The 21,809-nt window shown below is 64.4% G+C and carries 22 protein-coding genes; 13 read left to right on the forward strand and 9 right to left on the reverse strand.

What is annotated here, in order from left to right:
* Together I3J27_RS14955 and I3J27_RS14960 are read left to right on the forward strand one after the other, a co-directional pair.
* Positions 1 to 354, forward strand: a complete 354-nt coding sequence (locus I3J27_RS14955) for a diacylglycerol kinase (protein ID WP_270170506.1) — start codon at positions 1 to 3, stop codon at positions 352 to 354.
* A 24-nt stretch (positions 355 to 378) separates the two neighbouring features.
* On the forward strand, positions 379 to 2,136 hold the full coding sequence (locus I3J27_RS14960; protein ID WP_270170507.1) for an NAD+ synthase: 1,758 nt from the start codon (positions 379 to 381) through the stop codon (positions 2,134 to 2,136).
* Positions 2,137 to 2,164: 28 nt separating this feature from the next.
* Here I3J27_RS14960 and I3J27_RS14965 read toward each other — a convergent pair whose 3' ends face one another.
* From I3J27_RS14965 to I3J27_RS14985, 5 genes are all read right to left on the reverse strand, one after another.
* The gene (locus I3J27_RS14965; protein WP_270170508.1) at positions 2,165 to 2,557 is read right to left on the reverse strand and encodes a cytochrome C oxidase subunit IV family protein; all 393 of its coding nucleotides are present in this window, start codon (positions 2,555 to 2,557) and stop codon (positions 2,165 to 2,167) included.
* 9 nt (positions 2,558 to 2,566) lie between these two features.
* The gene (locus I3J27_RS14970; RefSeq protein ID WP_270170509.1) at positions 2,567 to 3,289 is read right to left on the reverse strand and encodes a heme-copper oxidase subunit III family protein; all 723 of its coding nucleotides are present in this window, start codon (positions 3,287 to 3,289) and stop codon (positions 2,567 to 2,569) included.
* 14 nt (positions 3,290 to 3,303) lie between these two features.
* Positions 3,304 to 4,008 carry a cytochrome c oxidase subunit 3 gene (locus tag I3J27_RS14975; protein WP_270170510.1) on the reverse strand — a complete coding sequence of 235 codons (705 nt, stop codon included), beginning with the start codon at positions 4,006 to 4,008 and terminating at the stop codon, positions 3,304 to 3,306.
* Positions 4,005 to 5,783, reverse strand: coding sequence for a cbb3-type cytochrome c oxidase subunit I (locus I3J27_RS14980; RefSeq protein ID WP_270170512.1), 1,779 nt, complete (start codon positions 5,781 to 5,783; stop codon positions 4,005 to 4,007). Before I3J27_RS14980 ends, I3J27_RS14975 begins: the two co-directional genes overlap by 4 nt.
* 78 nt (positions 5,784 to 5,861) lie before the next feature.
* The gene (locus tag I3J27_RS14985) at positions 5,862 to 6,695 is read right to left on the reverse strand and encodes a cytochrome c oxidase subunit II (protein WP_270170514.1); all 834 of its coding nucleotides are present in this window, start codon (positions 6,693 to 6,695) and stop codon (positions 5,862 to 5,864) included.
* Between the two features lie 546 nt (positions 6,696 to 7,241).
* Here I3J27_RS14985 and I3J27_RS14990 point away from each other — a divergent pair.
* Entirely contained in the window at positions 7,242 to 8,150 is a 909-nt protein-coding gene (locus I3J27_RS14990) for a DUF2189 domain-containing protein (protein ID WP_270170516.1), read from the forward strand.
* A 54-nt stretch (positions 8,151 to 8,204) separates the two neighbouring features.
* Here the strand turns inward: I3J27_RS14990 and I3J27_RS14995 are convergent, their stop codons facing one another.
* Both I3J27_RS14995 and I3J27_RS15000 read right to left on the reverse strand, forming a co-directional pair.
* Positions 8,205 to 9,386, reverse strand: coding sequence for a DUF2865 domain-containing protein (locus I3J27_RS14995; RefSeq protein WP_270170518.1), 1,182 nt, complete (start codon positions 9,384 to 9,386; stop codon positions 8,205 to 8,207).
* Positions 9,387 to 9,516: 130 nt separating this feature from the next.
* Positions 9,517 to 9,822, reverse strand: coding sequence for a hypothetical protein (locus I3J27_RS15000; protein ID WP_270170520.1), 306 nt, complete (start codon positions 9,820 to 9,822; stop codon positions 9,517 to 9,519).
* Between the two features lie 293 nt (positions 9,823 to 10,115).
* On the opposite strand from I3J27_RS15000, the gene cysS reads away from it, so the two are divergent.
* The 4 genes from cysS to I3J27_RS15020 all read left to right on the forward strand — a co-directional run bounded on the left by cysS (position 10,116) and on the right by I3J27_RS15020 (position 14,232).
* Positions 10,116 to 11,498 (forward strand): cysteine--tRNA ligase, encoded by a 1,383-nt coding sequence (cysS, locus tag I3J27_RS15005; RefSeq protein ID WP_270170522.1) that lies wholly within the window; start codon positions 10,116 to 10,118, stop codon positions 11,496 to 11,498.
* A 115-nt stretch (positions 11,499 to 11,613) separates the two neighbouring features.
* Positions 11,614 to 12,105: a GNAT family N-acetyltransferase gene (locus I3J27_RS15010; RefSeq protein WP_270170524.1), complete on the forward strand. Its 492-nt coding sequence runs from the start codon at positions 11,614 to 11,616 to the stop codon at positions 12,103 to 12,105.
* The gene (cimA, locus tag I3J27_RS15015; protein WP_270170526.1) at positions 12,102 to 13,700 is read left to right on the forward strand and encodes a citramalate synthase; all 1,599 of its coding nucleotides are present in this window, start codon (positions 12,102 to 12,104) and stop codon (positions 13,698 to 13,700) included. Before I3J27_RS15010 ends, cimA begins: the two co-directional genes overlap by 4 nt.
* Positions 13,701 to 13,854: 154 nt before the next feature.
* Positions 13,855 to 14,232 (forward strand): VOC family protein, encoded by a 378-nt coding sequence (locus I3J27_RS15020; RefSeq protein WP_270170528.1) that lies wholly within the window; start codon positions 13,855 to 13,857, stop codon positions 14,230 to 14,232.
* Here I3J27_RS15020 and I3J27_RS15025 read toward each other — a convergent pair whose 3' ends face one another.
* Complete coding sequence (locus I3J27_RS15025; RefSeq protein ID WP_270170530.1) at positions 14,233 to 14,838, reverse strand: LOG family protein; 606 nt, start codon at positions 14,836 to 14,838, stop codon at positions 14,233 to 14,235.
* A gap of 201 nt (positions 14,839 to 15,039) precedes the next feature.
* Here I3J27_RS15025 and I3J27_RS15030 point away from each other — a divergent pair, with 201 nt between their 5' ends.
* The 4 genes from I3J27_RS15030 (at position 15,040) to I3J27_RS15045 (ending at position 19,588) form a co-directional block, all read left to right on the forward strand.
* Positions 15,040 to 16,998: an ABCB family ABC transporter ATP-binding protein/permease gene (locus I3J27_RS15030; protein WP_270170532.1), complete on the forward strand. Its 1,959-nt coding sequence runs from the start codon at positions 15,040 to 15,042 to the stop codon at positions 16,996 to 16,998.
* An 87-nt stretch (positions 16,999 to 17,085) separates the two neighbouring features.
* Complete coding sequence (locus tag I3J27_RS15035; RefSeq protein WP_270170534.1) at positions 17,086 to 17,784, forward strand: phosphatidylserine decarboxylase; 699 nt, start codon at positions 17,086 to 17,088, stop codon at positions 17,782 to 17,784.
* A gap of 80 nt (positions 17,785 to 17,864) precedes the next feature.
* Positions 17,865 to 18,746 carry a CDP-alcohol phosphatidyltransferase family protein gene (locus I3J27_RS15040; protein ID WP_270170536.1) on the forward strand — a complete coding sequence of 294 codons (882 nt, stop codon included), beginning with the start codon at positions 17,865 to 17,867 and terminating at the stop codon, positions 18,744 to 18,746.
* 122 nt (positions 18,747 to 18,868) lie between these two features.
* Entirely contained in the window at positions 18,869 to 19,588 is a 720-nt protein-coding gene (locus I3J27_RS15045) for an RraA family protein (protein ID WP_270170538.1), read from the forward strand.
* Between the two features lie 15 nt (positions 19,589 to 19,603).
* On the opposite strand, the gene I3J27_RS15050 is transcribed toward I3J27_RS15045, so the two are convergent.
* Positions 19,604 to 19,894: a hypothetical protein gene (locus tag I3J27_RS15050; protein ID WP_270170540.1), complete on the reverse strand. Its 291-nt coding sequence runs from the start codon at positions 19,892 to 19,894 to the stop codon at positions 19,604 to 19,606.
* A gap of 100 nt (positions 19,895 to 19,994) precedes the next feature.
* Between I3J27_RS15050 and I3J27_RS15055 the strand changes: the two genes are divergently transcribed.
* Together I3J27_RS15055 and I3J27_RS15060 are read left to right on the forward strand one after the other, a co-directional pair.
* A complete protein-coding gene (locus I3J27_RS15055) occupies positions 19,995 to 20,819 on the forward strand; it encodes an SDR family NAD(P)-dependent oxidoreductase (protein ID WP_270170542.1) in 825 nt (274 codons plus the stop codon).
* Positions 20,820 to 21,032: 213 nt separating this feature from the next.
* The gene (locus I3J27_RS15060) at positions 21,033 to 21,806 is read left to right on the forward strand and encodes a motility protein A (RefSeq protein WP_018320941.1); all 774 of its coding nucleotides are present in this window, start codon (positions 21,033 to 21,035) and stop codon (positions 21,804 to 21,806) included.
* Positions 21,807 to 21,809: the final 3 nt, after the last annotated feature.

Here is a 21,809-nt window from a genome sequence, read left to right on the forward strand (position 1 = left end):
TTGCTGCGGATCTGGAAGGCCACGATCAATTCCCGTAACGGTCTGGCCTTTGCGTTCCGATCGGAGCAGGCCGTCCGGGAGGAGATTTTTGCGCTCCTCGCGTCACTGCCGCTCGCCTGGTTCGTCGGCGCGACCGCGATGCGCGCGGTCGAGCTGGTCTGTGCGGTCGCGTTCGTGCTGGTGGTCGAGCTGCTCAACACCGCGATCGAGAAGCTCGCCGACCGCCTGACCATGGATCACGACAAGCAGATCGGGCGGGTCAAGGACATGGGCTCGGCCGCGGTCGGCGTTGCGTTGCTGATGGCCGGCGCGTTCTGGATCATCGCCATCATCGAGCGATTGGGGTTCCTCTAGCCCGACAATTGGAGTGCGGCGGCCATGACCGAACGTCTCACCACATTCGCGGTCACGCTCGCCCAGCTCAATCCGACCATGGGCGACATCGAGGGCAACGCCGCCAAGGCGCGCGCAGCGCGTGCGCAGGCTGTCGCCGACGGCGCCGAACTCGTGCTGTTTCCGGAATTGTTCATCGCCGGCTATCCGCCGGAAGACCTGGTGCAGAAGCCGGCATTCCAGGTTGCCTGCCGCACCGCGATCGAGGCGCTCGCGCGCGAAACCGCCGACGGCGGCCCGGCCATGCTGGTCGGCACGCCCTGGGTCGAGGATAACAGGCTCTACAATGCCTGCGCGCTGCTCGACGACGGCCGCATCGCCGCGCTGCGCTTCAAATGCAATCTGCCGAATTACGGCGTGTTCGACGAGAAGCGGCTGTTTTCGCGCGGCCCTGCGGCGGGCCCCGTGACCGTGCGCGGCGTCCGCATCGGCGTGCCGATTTGCGAAGACATCTGGCTGGAAGAGTCCGAGGACTACGAGAACGTGGTGGAGACGCTGGCCGAGACCGGCGCCGAGATCATCCTGGTGCCGAACGGCTCGCCCTACGCCCGCGACAAGAGCGACGTGCGCCTGTCGGTCGCGGTGGCACGCGTCACCGAGAGCGGCCTGCCGCTGGTCTATCTCAATCAGGTCTGCGGCCAGGACGAGCTGGTGTTCGACGGCGCCTCCTTCGCGCTCAACGGCGACCTCTCGCTCGCAGCGCAACTGCCGGCGTTCGCGGAAAGCGTCACGACGCTGCGCTTCACCCGTAACGGTGACGACTGGCGTTGTGCGGGTCCGATCGCCGAGCAGCTGGAAGGCGACAGGGCCGACTACGCCGCCTGCGTGCTGGGCCTGCGCGACTACGTCGCCAAGAACGGCTTTCCCGGCGTGCTGCTCGGCATCTCCGGCGGCATCGACTCCGCCCTGTGCGCAGCGATCGCGGTCGATGCGCTCGGCGCCGACCAGGTGCACGGCGTGATGCTGCCTTATCGCTACACGGCAGCACACTCGATCGCGGATGCCGGCGAGCTCGCCGGCCATCTCGGCATCCGCTACGAGGTGCTGCCGATCGCGGAAGCCGTGACCGGGTTCGAGACCATCCTGTCCGGTCTGTTCAAGAATCTGCCGCCCGATATCACCGAGGAGAATCTCCAGGCGCGGACCCGCGGCACGCTGCTGATGGCGATCTCCAACAAGACCGGGCTGATGGTGGTGACGACGGGCAACAAGTCGGAAATGTCGGTCGGCTACGCCACGCTCTATGGCGACATGAACGGCGGCTTCAACCCGATCAAGGACATCTACAAGACGCAGGTGTTTCGGCTGGCGGCGTTGCGCAACAGCTGGAAGCCCGATGGCGCGCTCGGACCGGCGGGCGAGGTGATTCCGCCCGACATCATCACGCGTCCGCCGACGGCGGAGCTGCGGGAGAACCAGACCGACCAGGATTCGCTGCCGCCCTACGACGTGCTCGATGCCATCCTGCAAGGCCTCATCGAACGCGAGGAGCCGCTCGACAAGATCATCGCTGCCGGCTTCGATCGCGACACGGTCACCCGCATCGACCATCTGCTCAACGTCGCCGAATACAAGCGCCGCCAGGCCGCGCCCGGCGTGAAGGTGACGGCCAGGAATTTTGGCCGCGACCGCCGTTATCCCATCACCAACCGCTTTCGCGACAAGGGCGAGCCGTTGCCTGCGGCGGACGAGACGCTGGTCTCGCGCGGGAGCAAGGCGTCGATCGACGCGTTCGAGGGCTGAACATAAGTCTTGAGCGACAGCGGGGGCCCTATGACGGGGTTGCGAAGAACAGCACCCGCAGGAAGTGCGTGTATTCAGATTCGAGCACCATGATTGTCACAAACACCATTACCGCGATCGGTGGCAGCAGGATGGCATAGGTGAGGGCCAGCCGCTCCCAGGCCATGTGCATGAAGACGGCAACGATCAGGCCGGCCTTCAACACCATGAACAGCAGGATCAGCGACCACCTGAGGTAGCCGTGTAGGCCAAAATAGTCGACAAGGTAGGAGCACGTGCTGAGGACAAACAGCCAGCCCCAGACCACGAGGTAGAGCCTGATCGGGTGCTGTTGCCCCTTGGCGTGCACGGCTGCTGTTGCGACTGCGCCGTGCGCTGGAGCGTGAAGCTGGCCTTCCATGTGTACCGCCGCGTTTGTCATGCGCCGACCTCACCAAAGATAGAACAATGCAAAGATGAACACCCACACGAGATCGACGAAGTGCCAGTACAGGCCCATGATCTCGACGATCTCGTAATAGCCCTTGCGGCTCGTGAAGAAGCCGCGCCTCTCGAGGTCGAAGTCGCCGCGCAAGACCTTCCGCGCAATGGCGATCAGGAAGATCACGCCGATCGTCACGTGGGTGCCGTGGAAGCCAGTTATCATGAAGAAGCTTGCACCAAACTGCGGTGCACCCCACGGATTGCCCCAGGGCCGGACGCCCTCCATGATCAGCTTGGTCCATTCGAAGGCCTGCATTCCGACGAAGGTTGCGCCGAAGGCTGCCGTGACCAGCATCAAGGCCGCGGTTCTGACGCGATCGCGGCGGTAGCCGAAATTGACGGCCATCGCCATCGTGCCGCTGCTGCTGATCAGGATAAAGGTCATGATGGCGATCAGGATCAGGGGGATGTGGTTGCCCCCGATATTGAGGGCGAAGACTTCGCTGGGATTCGGCCACGGCACGGTCGTGGACATGCGCGCCGTCATGTAGGAGAGCAGGAAGCAACTGAAGATGAAGGTGTCGCTGAGGAGGAAGATCCACATCATGGCCTTGCCCCAGGACACGTTCTTGAAGGCGCGCTGATCGGACGCCCAGTCGGCGGCGATGCCGCGCCAGCCTTCAGGCCGCGCAGGCGATTGGCCCGAATGTGTCAGCACGGTTTCAGCCATCTGGTCTCGCCTCCCTAGCTCAGCAATTGACGGCAGACGTTGACGAAATCGTCGGTCCAGCCCGTGAGAAGACCGAGCAGGACAAGCCAGACCAGCAGCAGGAAATGCCAGTAGATGGCGCACAGCTCCACGCTCAATCGCACCTCGGCGATCTCGGTGCCGCGCCACACCTTGGCCGAGGTTCGCCCGAGGGCCACCAGGCCGCCCGTCAGATGCAGCCCGTGCACCGCGGTCAACAGGTAGAAGAAGGAATTCGCCGGATTGGACGCCACGAAATATCCGGCAGCCCCGAGCCGTTGCCAGGCCAGGAGCTGTCCGGCGAGGAAGATCGCGGCGGATGCTCCGCCCGCGAGCAGGCCGATCTTGACGCTCTCGGTGTCGTGCCGCCCGGCAGCCACGTACGACCATTGCAGCGCGACGCTGCTCAGGACCAGGACGCCTGTGTTGACCCAGAGCAGCCGCGGTACCGGCAGCGGCCGCCAGTCCACCACGCTCATGCGCATCGAGTAGGCGCTGATGAAGAGGACGAATAATGCGCTCGCGACGGCGAGAAACACGCCAAGTCCGACCTTCGCTGCCGGCCAGGTCATGCTATCGCCGCCCGGGAAATCACCGACCGAGCCTTCCTCCAGCCAGGGCTTGGACATCAGCCGCTGCTGCGACAGCCACCATCCGGCGATCACCGCAAGCACAGCCAGGAACAGGATGATGGCGCTCACGAAGCAGCCCCCTGAACGAGCTGCGTCGCGCGTGGTGGCTGGTTCTGCGGAATGAAGTCCTCCGCGGCGCCGGGCACACTGTAGTCATAAGCCCAGCGGTACACGACCGGAAGCTCCTTGCCCCAGTTGCCGTGCCCCGGGGGCGTCTCCGGCGTCTGCCACTCCAGCGTTGTCGCCCGCCACGGATTGCCGCCTGAGGCCTCACCCTTGAACAGACTCCAGGCAAGATTGAACAGGAACACCATCTGGCTGAAGCCGACGGTCAAGGCCACCACGGAGATGAACGCATTCAGTGAATGGGCCGAGGACGGGATGAACGCCGCGTCGCCGAGTTCGAAATACCGGCGCGGAACCCCGAGCAGTCCAAGATAGTGCATGGGGAAGAAGATCAGGTAGGCGCCGAGGAAGGTGACCCAGAAGTGAAACTTGCCCAGGACGTCGTTCAGCATCCGCCCCGTGACCTTGGGGTACCAATGATAGATCGCGCCGAGCACGACCATGATCGGCGCCACGCCCATCACCATGTGGAAATGCGCGACCACGAACATGGTATCCGAGAGGGGCACGTCCACGACGACGTTGCCGAGGAAGAGGCCGGTGAGGCCGCCATTCACGAAGGTGATGATGAACCCGAGGGCGAACAGCATCGGCACCCTGAGATGAATGTCGCCGCGCCACAGGGTCAGCACCCAGTTGTAGACCTTGATCGCGGTGGGGATGGCGATGATGAGCGTCGTGGTGGCGAAGAAGTACCCGAACTGCGGGAACATGCCGCTCACATACATGTGGTGTGCCCATACGATGAAGCTGAGCGCGCCGATGGCCACGATTGCCCAGACCATCATGCGGTAACCAAAGATGTTCTTGCGTGCATGCGTGCTGATCAGATCGGAGACGATGCCGAAGGCGGGCAGGGCGACGATGTAGACCTCGGGGTGGCCGAAGAACCAGAACAGGTGCTGGAAGAGCAGCGGGCTGCCGCCGCCATATTTCGACAGCTGGCCCATCTCGACGAGGGAGGGCATGAAGAAGCTGGTTCCCAGGAGACGGTCGAGCAGCAGCATGACCGAGGCGACGAAGAGTGCAGGGAATGCCAGCAGCGCCATGACGGTCGCCGTGAAAATGCCCCACACCGTCAGGGGCAGGCGCATCAACGTCATGCCGCGGGTGCGCGCTTGCAGCACCGTGACCACGTAATTCAGTCCGCCCATGGTGAAGCCGATGATGAACAGGATCAGGGACGACATCATGAGAATGATGCCCCAATCCTGTCCGGGCGTTCCGGAGAGGATGGCTTGCGGCGGGTATAGCGTCCAGCCGGCGCCGGTGGGGCCGCCGGGCACGAAGAATGTCGAGGCCAGCACGAGGACTGCGAGCAGGTAGACCCAGTAGCTCAGCATGTTCACATAGGGGAAGACCATGTCCCGGGCGCCGACCATCAGCGGGATCAGGTAGTTGCCGAAGCCGCCCAGGAACAACGCGGTGAGCAGATAGATCACCATGATCATGCCGTGCATGGTGATGAACTGGAGGTACTGGTTGGCATCGATGAAGGAGAAGGTGCCGGGGAATCCCAGTTGCAGTCGCATCAGCCACGACAGCACCAGGGCCACCAGCCCGATGGCCGAGGCCGTCAGCGAATACTGAATGGCGATCACCTTGGCGTCCTGCGAGAAGACATACCGTGTCCACCAACTCCTTGGATGATAGAGTTCGACTTCAGGTACTTCGGCAGGCGGGATGCCTGCGATCCCTTCATATGGAATATCGACCATAGAAACCTCCTCGGTCGTTTCCATCGGGGGTGAGGGGTTGGCCTCGTGCACCCGATCGATCTTCGCAGCGGCAGCTTGCTACTTGCCACCGGATTGGTACGTCGCCTTCACGACAGCTTTTGCCGGCGACAATTCGGCAAACGTCTTTTGTTGCTCCAGCCAAGCGTGATATTCACGCTCTTCGTCGACGATGACCTTGGCCCGCATCTGATAATGAGCAGCGCCACAAAGCTCCGCACATAGAACGTCGAACGTTCCGGTTCGGATCGGCGTGATCCAGAAATAGGTCACCATGCCCGGGACCATGTCCATCTTGGCGCGGAATTCGGGCACGTAGAAATCGTGCAGGACATCAACCGAGCGGAGGAGAACCTTGACCGGCTTTCCCATTTGAAGGTGCAGGTCGCCGTTCTCGATCACGACGTCGTCCTGCGCGTGCGGGTCGTCACGATTGAGTCCCATCGGATTGTCGGAAGCGATGTTGCGGACATCGGATGTGCCCAGCCGTCCATCCTTGCCCGGAAGGCGGAAGCTCCATTGCCATTGCTGGCCCATGACCTCGACCTCGGTGGCATCCGCAGGCACCGTCACGAACTGGTGCCAGACCACGAGGCCAGGCGCCAACATGGCCGCGACGCCGACGCCGGTCCCGACGCTCAGCCACCATTCGAGTCTTTTGTTTTCCGGATTGTAGTCAGCCCGTCTTCCCTCTTTGTGGTGAAAGCGGAAGACGCAATAGGCCATGAAGGCGATGACCGCGACGAAAACAAAGCCCGTGATCCAGAACGTGATGTTGATGGTGTGATCGATATAGGCCCAGTTCGTGGCGATCGGCGTCCACCACCACGGGCTGTAGAGGTGAAACAGCACCGAGCCGATCGCGACCAGAAGCAGTATCAGTGCGACAGCCATCCTGATCCATCCTTGCCATCGAAGGCTACGGATACGAATCCAGGGCGGAGCTCATGTCTGTCGCGATGGTTGGCCTTTCTTGACTGGCATCTATGCCATCGCCGGCCTTTTGCCTCGCCCATTCCTCTTGGTCGCGAAATCAAGCGAACGCTCGCGACCATCAATTTCATCGGAGCTAAGGGCGTCTGGGTCTAAGATGGTCCCAGCCTGATCCGGCGTCAATAGAGCATGTAGGCGTGGGGACGTGGCGTGGGCGTTGTCGCCCGGCAGGTCGACAAAGCCTCAGGTGCGCGTGTTGGGTGGCGGCGTCCCGGGCGATGCAGCGCACAAATCAGGTGCACATTCACCCAACCGTGAGTGCAGCCGTGCCCCGCGCGCGCTAAGCTGGCGGAGCAGGTCGCGACGGGTTCCGTCCGGCCAGGCTCCTTTCGCTGAACCTGACTTGCCGTACTCGACCCACCGCGTTTCCTGCTCGACAGGCGGACACGCGTGGCTGGAAAGCGCGTGTGATCGAAACCGCGATTTTCAGCACGGGAGGGTTCATTCATGGCCACTCTGTACTCCCACGACATCATCAGGCGGCACGTATTCGGCGAAGCGGCCTCCTATCCCATTCGCAAGATCAGCTTGCCCGACCTGACCGAGGCCCTACGCCTGGGTTGGGAGGATTTCCAGGCGATGCCGAGCCACGCGATCGTCGTGTGCGTGATTTATCCCGTTCTCGGTCTCATCCTGTTCCGGATGGTTCTCGGCTATTCGGTGCTGCCGCTCCTGTTTCCGCTGGCTGCCGGCTTTGCCTTGATCGGCCCCTTTGCCGCGATCGGTCTCTACGAACTCAGCCGGCGTCGCGAGCGCGGCGAGGAGGTCGATGCATGGGATGCGATCAAGGTGCTGCGCGCACCGTCGTTCGGCGCCATGCTCGAGCTCGGCGTGCTCCTGCTGGTCCTGTTCGGGGCCTGGATCGGTGTCGCGAACGCAATCTATGTCACGATCTTCGGTCACGCGGCGGCCGCAAGCATCCCCGATTTCGCAACGCGCGTGCTGACGACACCGGAAGGCTGGTCGCTCATCATCGTCGGTTGCGGTGTCGGCTTCCTGTTTGCGGTTGTGGCATTGTGCGTCAGCGTCGTGTCATTTCCGTTGATGCTCGACCGGCATGCGACTGCGATCGACGCGATCCGCACGTCGCTCCGAGCGGTGGCCGCGAATCCGGTTGCGATGGCTGGGTGGGGCATCATCGTGGCGGCGCTGCTCGTGATCGGCTCGCTACCGCTCTTCGTTGGTCTCGCTGTCGTCCTGCCGGTGCTCGGTCATGCCACCTGGCACCTCTATCGGCGGGTGGTCGAGCCGAATCCGAATCCTCCGGACGAGCGGCCGCCGCGCCCGAAGGGAAAGCGCTACGCGGCGGACTTTCCGGCCAATCTCTTCCCGTGGAGCCGCGAGGGGGAGCAGTAACAGTGAAACGGCTGCGCCTGGCGGCCGCCTTCGCGGGGCATGACGGGTGAGGGCCTACTTCTGCTGCTGCGGCAGGAACGTCGGCCCGACCGAGCGGATCGGCTTGTTCTCCGACGGCGTGGCGGCCGTTCCGGTATCCGCCGGCGGTGTCGCGGCCGGCGCCGTGGCCGTCGTTGGCGCGGGAGCTGCGCCCTTCTTGCCATTCGCAGGCGTGCCCTTGTTGAGCCGCTGCTGCTGCATCCTCTTGGCGCTCTCCTCGGTGACGATGATGTCACCCTGCTGCTCGGCGGCCGCCTTGTCGTCCGCCGATTTCAGCGCGTCGGCCCAGGTCTGGCCTGCGGCCTTGCAGGAGCAGGACGGGTTGAACTCGCTGCGGAATTTGAACGCGGTCGGCAGCGCCGTGTAGGGCTGGCCGCTGATGGAGACCGCGGAGTTCATGTCCTCGCCGGGATTGCGATGGGTGTAGAGCACCGCTTCCGCGGCCGGGCACAGCGCCTTGCAGGTCTTCTCGTCGTCGGGGAAGCGCGCCGGCACGGTGGCGAACGAGACCGGGAAATAGGCGCCGTCGCAGGTGCGCACGCATACGGTGCGGTAGGTGCCGGATTGCGGCCCGAGATCGGACGGCGGCATGGCCTGCGGATTGCCCGCATTGTTGCCGCCGAACAGATTGCTCAGGAAGTTGCCGCCGCCTTGCGACTGCGCGGCGTTGGCATATTGCGGGCCGCAATTGTTCTGGGCCAGCGCCGCCAGCACCGAGCGGCGCTGGTTGTCGCGCTCCGGACTGAAGCCGCCGGAGCCGCCGCGCAGGCGCTCGAGATTGCCGGTGATCTGGTCAAGGTTGGCGCGCATCTGCTGGATCTGGGTGTTGACCGGGCCGCATTGCGCCGACTGGCCGTTGAACAGCGAGAAGAAGCCGGAGGAATCGCAGCCCATGCGCTTGGCCTGCATGGTGACGCGGTCGAGCTCGGCCTGCTGCTTGGCCTGGGAATCCTGGTAGCGGCGGATCTGGTCTTCGCGCGCGGGATCGCCACCGCCGCCGCCCCGATCGAGCGCGGCGAGTTGGCCTTCCAGCCGCGAGCACATCGGGTTCGGCCCAAGTCCGTTTTGAGGCGCAGGTCCCGGCGGGCCCGCCTGCGCAAAAGCGCCGGTGGCGAGCACGACGGTGCCGAGGAGCACAGTGCAGGCAAGGAGGAAGGGGGCACGGGAGAGCGACAAAAATTCAGGCATATCCGCCATTCTAGCGAGGTCACGGCCCGGCATGACTTGGGGGGCCGAAGCGCGCCCTCCAATAGCCGCTTCCTGCGGCATCGTCACGTCGTTTCAGGGGCCAAAGATTGGGCCTAAGGTCCGCCAGTTCCGAGCGAATTCAGCGCTGGCAGGTGATTGCGACATATTCGTCGCAACGGCCATGGGAGCAGTTTGCGCCGGTTTTGGGGACAGAGCCGGTAATTTCGTCGGGATCGACCCGGCGATAGCTTGATGCCTGGGCAAAATCGCGTGACTGGCAATAAGTCCGCGCGACCTGCGCGCCGCACTTGTCACCCCGGGCGAGGCACTGATCGACGCCGTAGCCGTCCGCCTGGTTGGCGATGATGAAGACGCGGGTCTCGGCGCATGCGCTGGATGCCGCAAGCATGGAGGCGCAGGAAATGAGCGCGAGCAAGGATCGCATGAAAACACCTGGGGGCAAAAACGGGGAACCGCCGGTTCCAGAATGGGCTCAAATGGTTAAGGATGATGAACCATCAAGGCGGGCGGCTGCGCTTTGCGGAGATAGGACGGCATTTTCGCGGCTCTCTTGACGCGGGGCCGCCTCATAGCCCATATGTGGCCGCATGAACGGTCTCCTCGCCATTTGCGCCATTTGCCGCGAGATTACGAGCTAGCGATTCGCTGGCTGGAGCCGTCTTTTCTCAAAACCATTGAGAGCCCTGGACGCCCGGCCAACAGCCGACGGGTATCCTTATGGAATTGCGCCTTTACGATACGCTGAGCCGGGAAAAGCGCACCTTCGTGCCGCTCGATGCGAAGGACGTCCGCATGTATGTCTGCGGACCGACGGTCTACGACTTCGCCCATATCGGCAATGCGCGTCCGGTGATCGTGTTCGACGTGCTGTTTCGGCTGCTGCGCCATCTCTATGGCGAGGCGCACGTCAAATATGTCCGCAACATCACCGACGTCGACGACAAGATCAACGATCGCGCCGCGCGGGATTTTCCCGGCCTGCCGCTGAACGAAGCCATTCGGAAGGTCACCGAGCAGACCGGCAAGCAGTTTCACGCCGACGTCGATGCGCTGGGCGCACTGCGGCCGAGCGTCGAGCCGCGTGCGACCGAGCATATCGGCGAGATGCGCGAGATCATCGAAAGGCTGATCGCCGGAGGCTTTGCCTATGCCGCCGAGGACCACGTGCTGTTCTCGCCGCAGGCGATGAACGCCGCCAATTCCGGCCTGCCGCGCTATGGCGCGCTGTCCAATCGCTCGCTGGACGAGATGGTCGCCGGCGCCCGGGTCGATGTCGCGCCCTACAAGAAGGGCAACACCGACTTCGTGCTGTGGAAACCGTCCAAGCCTGGCGAGCCGTCATGGCCGTCGCCGGCCGGCATCAAGGCCGAGGGGCGTCCGGGCTGGCACATCGAGTGCTCGGCCATGGCCTGGAAGCATCTCGGCGAGCACTTCGACATCCACGGCGGCGGCATCGATCTCGTGTTTCCGCATCACGAGAACGAGGTCGCGCAGACCTGCTGCGCGTTCCACCGGGAGCGCATGGCGAACTACTGGATGCATAACGGCTTCCTGCAGGTCGAGAGCGAGAAGATGTCGAAGTCGCTGGGCAACTTCATCACGATCCACGAGCTGCTCAAGGACTGGCCGGGCGAGGTGCTCCGGCTCAACATGCTGAAGACGCATTACCGCTCGCCGATCGACTGGACCATGAAGTCGCTGGAGGAGAGCGCCAGGACGCTCGACGACTGGTATCGCGTCGCCGCCGACGTCACGCCCGGCAAGCCAGCTCCGACCGTGGTCGAGCCGCTGCTCGACGACCTCAACACGCCGCTGGCGATCGCGGCGCTGCATGGCCTGCGCGGCAGCGACGTCGGTGCCTTGGCGGGATCCCTGCGGCTGCTCGGATTCCTGTCCGAGAGCGCCGCGCAGTGGGAAGGGCGCAAGCAGCAGGCGAGCGGCGTCGATGCCAGGGAAGTCGAGCGCCTGATCTCGGAGCGCACGGCTGCGCGTGCACGGAAGGATTTCAAAGAGTCCGACCGTATTCGCGATCTGCTCGCCGCGATGGGCGTTGCGATCAAGGATTCCAAGGACGGGACGACCTGGGAGATCGCGCGATGAAGCGGCCCGATACGCCGTTCCCGCGGCATTGGCTCTATTACATCGCGCTGAAGATCCTGCTGCTCGGCGCCGCCGTGGCGATCGTGCTGAAGCTTTATGGGATGTGGTGAGGACGATGGGACAGACTTTGCCAAAGCCCGGTTTGCGGCCGTTCCTGCCTGATGACGTGCCGGTGCTCGCCGCGATCTTCACCGCCAGCATCGAGGAGCTGACCGGCGACGACTACAGCGAAGCGCAGCAGCAGGCCTGGATGGAGGCGGCGGAGGATGAAGAGTTCGGCAAGCGGCTCGCGGCGGACCTGACGCTGATCGCGACGCTGGAGGGCTCGCCCGTCGGTTTTGCGTCACTCCGCGGTGCCGATCACATCCGCATGCTCTATGTGCATCCGGCCGTCCGCGGGCAGGGCATTGCGACCATGCTGGTCGATGCGCTGGAGAAGCTGGCCGGCGGCCGCGGCGCGACGAGCCTCACGGTCGATGCCAGCGACACCGCGGAGGGCTTCTTCGCCAAGCGCGGCTACACCGCCCAGCAGCGCAACAGCGTTACCATCAACGACGAGTGGCTCGCCAACACCACCATGAAGAAGACGCTTGGAGCTGCGCAATGAGCAGGGAGCGCCTCTATCTGTTCGACACCACGCTGCGCGACGGCGCGCAGACCAACGGCGTCGATTTCACGCTTGAAGACAAGCAGGTTATCGCCGCGATGCTCGATGATCTCGGCATCGACTATGTCGAGGGCGGCTATCCCGGCGCCAATCCGACCGACACCGAGTTCTTCGGAAGCAAGCCCAAGCTCAAGCATGCGCGCTTCACCGCCTTCGGCATGACGCGCCGGGCCGGGCGCTCGGTCTCCAACGATCCGGGCGTTGCCGGGTTGCTCGAAGCGAAAGCCGATGCGATCTGCTTCGTGGCAAAATCCTCGGCCTATCAGGTGCGCGTCGCGCTGGAGACGACGAAGGAAGAGAACCTCGCCTCGATCCGCGACAGCGTCGCGGCCGCGAGGGCCGCAGGCCGCGAAGTGATGCTCGACTGCGAGCACTTTTTCGACGGCTACAAGGAGGATTCGATTTTTGCGCTCGCCTGCGCCAAGGCCGCCTTCGATGCCGGCGCGCGCTGGGTGGTGCTGTGCGACACCAATGGCGGCACCATGCCGAACGAGATCGAGGCCATTGTCAGCGAGGTGACGAAGCACATCCCCGGCGACCACGTCGGTATCCACGCCCATAACGACACCGAGCAGGCGGTGGCGAATTCGCTCGCTGCAGTGCGCGCCGGTGCGCGGCAGATCCAGGGCACACTGAACGGCCTCGGTGAGCGCTGCGGCAACGCCAATCTCTGCTCGCTGATCCCGACCCTGAAGCTGAAGAAGGAGTTTTCGGACGCCTTCGAGATCGGGGTCACCGCAGAGAAGCTGGCGACGCTGGTCAAGGTGTCGCGCACGCTGGACGACATGCTCAACCGCGTGCCGAACCGGCACGCCGCCTATGTCGGCGAGAGCGCCTTCGTCACCAAGACCGGCATCCATGCCTCCGCCGTGCTGAAGGATCCGCAGACCTACGAGCACGTGCTGCCGGATCTGGTCGGCAATCACCGCAAGGTGCTGGTGTCCGACCAGGCCGGCCGCTCCAACGTCATCGCCGAGCTCGACCGCGCCGGCATCGCTTATGAGAAGAGCGATCCGAAGCTGACGCGGCTGGTCGAGGAATTGAAGGAGCGCGAGGCGCAAGGCTACGCCTATGAATCCGCCAACGCCTCGTTCGATCTCCTGGCGCGCCGCACGCTCGGCAAGGTGCCGCATTATTTCGAGGTCGAGCAGTTCGACGTCAATGTCGAGCAGCGTTACAATTCGCATGGCGAACGCGTCACCGTGGCGCTCGCGGTGGTGAAGGTCGACGTCGCCGGCGAGCATCTGATCTCCGCGGCCGAAGGCAACGGCCCCGTCAACGCGCTCGACGTCGCCTTGCGCAAGGACCTCGGCAAGTACCAGAAATACATCGAGGGCTTGACGCTGATCGACTACCGCGTGCGTATCCTCAACGGCGGCACGGGGGCGGTCACGCGCGTGCTGATCGAGAGCGAGGACGAGAACGGCGACCGCTGGACCACGGTCGGCGTCTCCCCGAACATCATCGACGCCTCGTTCCAGGCGCTGATGGATTCGGTGATCTACAAGCTGGTGAAATCGGGAGCGCCGGCGTAGGTCACGACGGCTGTCATACCCCGCGAAGGCGGGGTATCCGGTACGCCGCGGCTTCTCGGTCGCTCTCGGGCGTCTCGGAATACCGGGTCGCCCGTTCCTAGTGCGCAATTGCGCACTGGCCGGGCGATGGCAGTTGAGGTGAGGAGGGGGCAGCATGATCGACCACATCTCCGTCGGCGTCAGCGATCTCGAACGCGCCGCACGCTTCTACGAAGCAACGCTCGCCGCCCTCGGGCTCACGCGCCTCGTCACGCGGCCGCGGACGGTCGGCTTCGGCAAGGCCTATCCGGAGTTCTGGATCAATCTGCGCGAAGGCATGCCGGCTGTTGCGCCTTCGAGCGGCGTGCACATCTGCCTGCGGGCGAAGACGACAAGCGAGGTCGATGCGTTTCACGCCGCGGCGCTGTCGGCCGGCGGCGCATCCGACGGCGCGCCGGGCATCCGCCCCCACGACCGCGTGCGATATTATGCGGCCTTCGTCACCGATCCTGATGGCAACCGGATCGAGGCGGTGACGTTTCCGCAAGGATGATCAGAGCTTGCGCGCCACTTCCGGGGCGAGCTGCTTTTCGGACTCGGCGATCTGTGCCGCAGCCGCCTTCAGCTTCGGCAGGATCTCCTCGACGCGATCGGCCTTGAGGATGTCGACCGAAAGGCCGGCGCGGATGAACTCGGTCTGGCGCATGTGCGACAAGAGCGAGAACAGCGGCTCCCAGAAATTGTCGATATTGGCGAGCAGCACCGGCTTGGCGTGACGGCCGAGCTGCTTCCACGTCAATTGCTCGACCAGCTCTTCCAGCGTGCCGACGCCGCCCGGCAGCGCCACGAAGGCGTCGGAGCGCTCGAACATCAGGCGCTTGCGCTCGTGCATATCGGGGGTGACGATCATCTCCTGCACGCGGGTCAGCGCGTTCTCGCGCATGCGGAGGAATTCGGGAATGATGCCGGTGACGGTGCCGCCGTGATCGAGCACGGAGGTCGCGACCGACCCCATCAGGCCGAGCGATCCGCCGCCATAGACGAGGCGGACGTTGTTCTCGGCGAGGGCCTTGCCGAACGCTTTTGCGCCTTCGGTGAAGCGGGGGTTGGTTCCGGGGCCGGAGCCGCAATAGACGCAGACGGTTTTGATGATGCTCATTGGTGTCATGATGCATTGCAGCGAAGGGGCGTCAAGCCCAATCGGTGATTCGGATCACCCGGAAATCTACCGGTAAATGGCGACAAACAATCGAAGATTCGCCATCTGGCGGGGTGCGCTGGCATCGGGAAGGCTTTATATGACGGGCGAAAATCGCAAATCGTGACGCTGCCCGCATCCGGCGGGCTTTCAGGCTTTTTGATGGACCAACCTCAATCGTTCGACGGCGCCGACGTTCCCGATCCTTCCGCTGGGGGGCCATTGGAACGGGCTACGCTGATGGGCACGCTGGCGCATCTGTGGCCCTATATCTGGCCGGGCGACCGCTTCGATCTGAAGATGCGGGTGGTCTGGTCGATGGTGCTGCTGCTCGCGGCCAAGCTGATCACGCTGACGGTGCCGTTCAGCTTCAAATGGGCGACGGACGCGCTGACCGGCGCCAACACCGCGCCGGTCGCGGCCGACAATTGGCACCTCTGGGTGATCGCCTCGCCGTTATTGCTGACCGCCAGCTACGGCGTGATGCGCATCGTGATGGCGGTGCTGACGCAATGGCGCGACGGCATCTTCGCCCGCGTCGCCATGCATGCGGTGCGCAAGCTCGCCACCATTACCTTCGTCCACATGCACGAGCTGTCGCTGCGCTTTCACCTCGAGCGCAAGACCGGCGGCCTGACGCGCGTGCTGGAGCGCGGCCGCGAGGGCATCGAGGTCATCGTGCGCATGGTGATCCTGCAACTGATCCCGACCATCGTCGAGGTCTCGCTGCTGATGGCCGTGCTGCTCTGGCAGTTCGACTGGCGCTACGTGGTCGCGACGCTGATCACGGTCACGGTCTACATGTACTACACCTACATCGCGACCGAATGGCGGATCGGCATCCGCCGCAAGATGAATGATTCCGACACCGAGGCGAACACCAAGGCGATCGACTCGCTGCTCAACTACGAGACCGTGAAATATTTCAGCGCCGAGACGCGCGAGGCGCAGCGCTACGACAAGTCGGTCGCGCGCTACGAGGAGGCGAGCGTCCACACCTATACCTCGCTCGCGGTGCTCAACACCGGACAGGCCGTGATCTTCACGCTGGGGCTGACCGCGACCATGCTGATGTGCGCGATCGGCGTGCGCAACGGCACCAACACGGTCGGCGATTTCGTGCTGGTCAACGCCATGATGATCCAGCTCTACCAGCCGCTGAATTTCATGGGCATGGTCTATCGCGAGATCAAGCAGGCGATCATCGACATCGAGAAGATGTTCGGCGTGATCGGCCGCGAGGCCGAGATCAAGGACGCGCCCGGTGCGCAGCCGCTGACCGTTTCCGCCGGCACGGTGCGCTTCGAGGACGTGCGCTTTGCGTACGAGCCGACGCGCCCGATCCTGAAAGGCATCAGCTTCGAGGTGCCGGCTGGGAAAACCGTTGCGATCGTCGGCCCGTCCGGCGCGGGCAAGTCGACCATCTCGCGGCTGCTGTTCCGTCTCTACGACGTCTCCGGCGGCAAGATTTTGATCGACGGCCAGGACATCCGCGAGGTCACGCAGGCCAGCTTGCGCGCCTCCATCGGCATGGTGCCGCAGGACACGGTGCTGTTCAACGACACCATCCGCTACAACATCCGTTACGGCCGCTGGGACGCGACCGATGCCGAGGTCGAGGAGGCCGCGAGCCTCGCGCAGATCGACAATTTCATCCGCATGGCGCCGATGGGCTATGAGACCCAGGTCGGCGAGCGCGGCCTGAAACTGTCCGGCGGCGAGAAGCAGCGCGTCGCGATCGCGCGCACCGTGCTGAAGGCGCCGCCGATCCTGGTGCTGGACGAGGCGACCTCGGCGCTCGACACCCACACCGAGCACGAGATCCAGGGCGCGCTCGACCGCGTGGCGAAGAACCGCACCTCGCTGGTGATCGCGCACCGGCTCTCCACCATTGTCGGCGCCGACGAGATCATCGTGCTGGACCAGGGCCGGATCGCCGAGCGGGGCACCCACGCCAAGCTGCTGACGCAGGGCGGCCTCTATGCCAGCATGTGGAACAGGCAGCGCGAGGCCGAGGCGGCGCGCGAGAAACTGGCCAAGATGGCCGACTCTAGCGAGGCGCCCAACCGGGAGCCGCCGCCGGTCAATGACGCCCTGACGACATCAGCGGCCGCGGAGTGACCTTGTCTCCGGTCCCAACTCTGGCCTAAACAAGCCCACCGCACGGGGACGCCCCGCGCGCCATCAACTCCTAGGCGGCAGATAACGATGTCCATTCTCGATTCGATCCAGCGTCAGATCCCGCCGATCCACAAGGAGGGCTATCCCTTCATCGGCGGTTTTGCGCTGGCAAGTCTCGTCCTGTTCTGGCTGTGGTCGCCTCTGGGGTGGATCGGCACGATCCTGACCGTGTGGTGCGCGCTGTTCTTCCGCGACCCGGTTCGTGTGACGCCGGTGCGCGAGGGGCTCGTGGTGTCGCCGGCCGACGGCCGCGTCTCGATGATCAGCATGGCACTGCCGCCGGCCGAGCTCGGGCTCGGCGACCGGCCGCTGCCGCGCATCTCGGTGTTCATGAGTGTGTTCAATTGCCACGTGAATCGCAGTCCGATCGCGGGCAGGGTGGATCGTATCGCCTACCGGCCCGGCCTGTTCATCAACGCCGAGCTCGACAAGGCGAGCGAGGACAATGAACGCAACTCGCTCGTGATCACGACGCCGACGGCGCGGATCGGCGTGATCCAGATCGCTGGGCTCGTCGCCAAGCGCATCGTCTGCTTCGTCAAGGAGGGGCAGGCCATCGGCGCCGGCGAGCGCTTCGGCCTGATCCGCTTCGGCTCGCGGCTCGACGTCTACCTGCCGCTGGGCACCAAGGCGTTGGTCTCGGAAGGGCAGACCGCGATCGCCGGCGAGACGATTTTGGCCGATCTCGCCGGAGACGACCCGAGCCGCGCCTATCGCGCCAATTAACCAATAAGTCGGTGCTGGAGGGCCTTCCGCCGCAATGGCGGAGGGGAGCGCGGCTTGCTATATCTCACTTGAGGTAAGCCATGACGCCCTATGATTTCAAAGACCCTGACGTACGCCGCCGGCGGTTCCGCCCGATCCCGGTGCGCATGCTCGTGCCCAACGTCATCACGCTGCTGGCGATCTGCGCCGGCCTGACCTCGATCCGCCTGTCGATCGAGGGGCGGATGTCGCTCGCCGTCTACGCCATCGTGTTCGCGGCCGCGCTCGACGGCATCGACGGTCGCGTCGCACGCATTCTCAAGGGCCAGTCCAAGTTCGGCGCCGAGCTCGACAGCCTCGCCGACTTCGTCAATTTCGGCGTCGCGCCCGGCCTGATGCTGTACTTCTGGCAGCTCCACGAGCTCGGCAATGCCGGCTGGATCGCCGCGATGGTGTTCGCGATCTCCGGCGGCTTAAGGCTCGCGCGGTTCAATGCCACCATGGACGATCCGAACAAGCCGGCCTTCGCCGCCAATTTCTTCACCGGCGTGCCGGCGCCCGCCGGCGCGATCACCGTGCTGCTGCCGATCTATATCGCGTTCCTCGATCTCGGCCGGCTGCCCGCGGCGGTGACGGCCGCCTATACGCTGCTGATCGCCTTCCTGATGGTGTCACGCCTGCCGGTGTTCTCCGGCAAGACCAAGCGTATGCGCGTGCCCCCCGAGCTGGTGCTGCCGGCGTTCGTCGCGGTCATCGTCTTCATCGCGCTGCTGATCGCCTATCCCTGGCACGTGCTCTCGATCGGCACGGTGCTGTATCTGCTCGCCCTGCCGCTCGGTTACAAATCCTATCGCGACCAGGCGCGCGCGATGGAGGCCTCCGCGCCATCGGGAGGCGAGGTCCCGTCGCCGCCTTCGGCGCCGACGCTGGCCAATTTGTCGGAGCCGCCGCACGACGACGACCGGCCCGGACGGCTGCACTGAACGGCAAGACGCGGATATCTGCCATGAGGCGCCCTGAGTTGGGTTGAGACCCGATCTCGGCTATATCGCCCTGTGCCGGCGGCACCGCGCCAACAGCGGCCGCCAATCTGGGAGAGAACGCTGTGACTGATACTGCGACCGGGCCGCTGCCCGCTTCCGTCCTCGAAGCGCTGGGCCGCTATGACACCCCGACGATCTGCAACGCCATGGAGATCGTGGCACCCGAACGCCGCTTGATCGGCTACACCACCAAGCAACTGGTCTGCCCGTTCCCCGAGTTGCCGCCGATCGTCGGCTATGCCCGCACGGTCGCGATCCGCTCGGTGCTGAAGTCTTCGCTGCCGGCCGAAGAGCAGTCCAGGCGCCGCATCGAATATTACGAATATGTCGGCACCGGCTTTGGGCCGCGCATCTCGGTGATCCAGGACATCGACGGTCCCGATGTCGGCTACGGCGCGTTCTGGGGCGAGGTGCAGAGCAACGTGCACAAGGCGCTCGGCTGCCTCGGCGTCATCACCGACGGCTCGATCCGCGACATCCCGCAATGGGCCCCTGGCTTCCAGGCGCTGGCCGGCTCGATCGGCCCGTCGCATGCATGGGTGCACGCCGAGAGCTTTGGCGGCGAGGTCCGCGTCGCCGGCATGACCGTGAAATCCGACGATCTCATCCATGCTGACCAGCATGGCGCCATCGTGATCCCGCGCGACATCGCGGCCAAGCTGCCCGAGGCCGCCGAGCTCTGCGGCCGCCGCGAAACGCCGATCCTGGAGATCGCCCGCAGCCCCGACTTCTCGCTGGAGAAGCTGAAGGCCGCGCTGAAACGCTCGGCTGAGATCCATTAAAGGTCTGAATAAGGCCTACGGCCGCGATGCCGGCCGTGGGCCGCCGTGTTCCAGAAACAGGGCGGCCTGATCCGGCTCGCCGAACACTGCGGCGGCGCATCCGATCAGGGTGAAGCCGCCGGCGAGATCCCACAGGGTGATATCGTCCGCATTGTCCGGCAGATGAATCAAGTGTGCCGCGATCACGGCGAAGCCGGCCTCGACAAAGAGCAACACGCTGAATGCCGGCAGGACCAGCTCCGGCTCGAGCAGGTGAAGCGCCAGGACCGCGGGCAGCGCGGTGAGAAGGCTGAACAGCGTCAACATTGTAAAACGGCTCCCGTGATGGAGCATGTCGCACGGCCACAGAATACTGCATCGTCTCTCGCCGCGGATGTGGCGCAGGGCCGCAGCCGGAGGACGCACGATGAAGATGAATGGCAAGACGATCCTGGTCACCGGCTCGACCGACGGCGTCGGCCGCTACGTCGCGCGCCGGCTGGCCGAAGACGGTGCAAGGGTCCTGATCCATGGCCGTAATGCGGCGCGTGCGAAGGTCTTGAGCGACGAGATCGCGAAGGCCGGCGGTGCCGCGCCGACCTTCTACCAGGCCGATCTGTCGTCGATGGCGGGCACGCGCGCGCTTGCCGACGCTGTGAAACGCGATCACCAGCGCATCGACGTCCTCATCAGCAATGCCGGCATCGGCTCGCAGAACGATGGGCCGGAACGACAGGTCAGCGCCGACGGTCACGAGCTGCGCTTTGCCGTGAATTACCTCTCCGGTTTCCTGCTGGCCCATCTGTTGCTGCCGTTGCTCAAGGCTGCGGCGCCGTCGCGTATCGTCAATGTCGCTTCCCTCGGCCAGCACCCGATCGATTTCGACGACGTCATGATCACGAAAGGCTACAGCGGCTCGCGTGCCTATGCGCAGAGCAAGCTTTCGCAGATCATGTTCACCATCGATTTCGCGGACGAGTTGAGAGGGGCCGGTATCACGGTCAACTCGCTGCATCCTGCGACCTACATGAACACCACGATGGTGCGTGCCGGCGGCGTCACGCCGATCTCGACGGTGGAGCAAGGCGGTGCAGCGATCCTGCACCTCGTCGAGGGCGACGATGTCGCTGACAAGAGTGGCCTGTTCTTCAACGGCATGAGCGAGGCGCGCGCTAATCCGCAGGCCTACGATGCCGACGCGCGCAAGCGCCTCCGTGCCCTCAGCCTGGAACTGACGGGCCTGTCGTCCTAGTGCGCCGCAATTATGGTTAGCGAAGCGTTGAAATTCCTGTTGGCGGGCGGCAAAGCCGGCCTTCATTCAGCGCGCTGCGCACCTCTGGCGCGCCGCCTCAACTTAACCTTTACGCGGCTTTAAGGGCGGCGCTCTAGGGTTTCCGGTGCGGTTCGGGGTTGGGCCGCGCCAGCGGCCAGGACGGCCGTTGTTGCGTTCGCGTTGGAGTGTCCCATGGATATCATGACGAGCGTCGGGCTCATTGCGGGCATCATCGTCATCACGATGATGATCTTCATGGGCGGCGACCTGCATATGTTCATCTCCGAACATGCCATGATCATCATCTTCGGCGGCTCGATCTCCGCCACCATGATCCGCTTTCCGCTCTCGGCGCTGCTGCACGGCCTTCCGCTCGGCGCCAAGTTCGCCTTCACCATGAGCCGCCTGTCCGCCCACGACCTCGTCGACGAGCTCGCCCGCATCGCCGAGATCGCCCGCAAGCAGGGCCCTGTGGGCCTCGAAAAGGTCGAGACCGACGAGCCGTTCCTCGCCAAGGGCATCCGCTACGTCGCCGACGGCTACGACCTCGACTTCATCCGCGACAATCTCGAGCGCGACCGCGACAACTTCCTGATGCACCTCGACGAAGGCAGCAAGATCTACCGCGCCATCGGCGACTGCGCACCGGCCTTCGGCATGATCGGCACGCTGATCGGCATGGTGCAGATGTTCGCGAACATGACCGACCCCTCCAAGCTCGGTCCGTTCATGGCGACCGCGCTGCTTGCGACGCTCTACGGCGCGCTCGTCGCGAACCTGTTCTGTCTGCCGATCGCCGACAAGCTGCACGGCAAGCTGCTCGACGAGGAAACCAACCGCACCCTGATCATCGACGGCATCCTGATGATCCGCGACTCCAAGAGCCCGACGCTCGTGCGCGAAATGCTGCTGGCCTATTTGCCGGAGAAGCATCGTCACGCCGAAGGCGAGCCGGTGCCGGCCTAAGGC

It is taken from the genome of Bradyrhizobium xenonodulans (genome assembly GCF_027594865.1).
GTDB lineage: Bacteria > Pseudomonadota > Alphaproteobacteria > Rhizobiales > Xanthobacteraceae > Bradyrhizobium > Bradyrhizobium xenonodulans.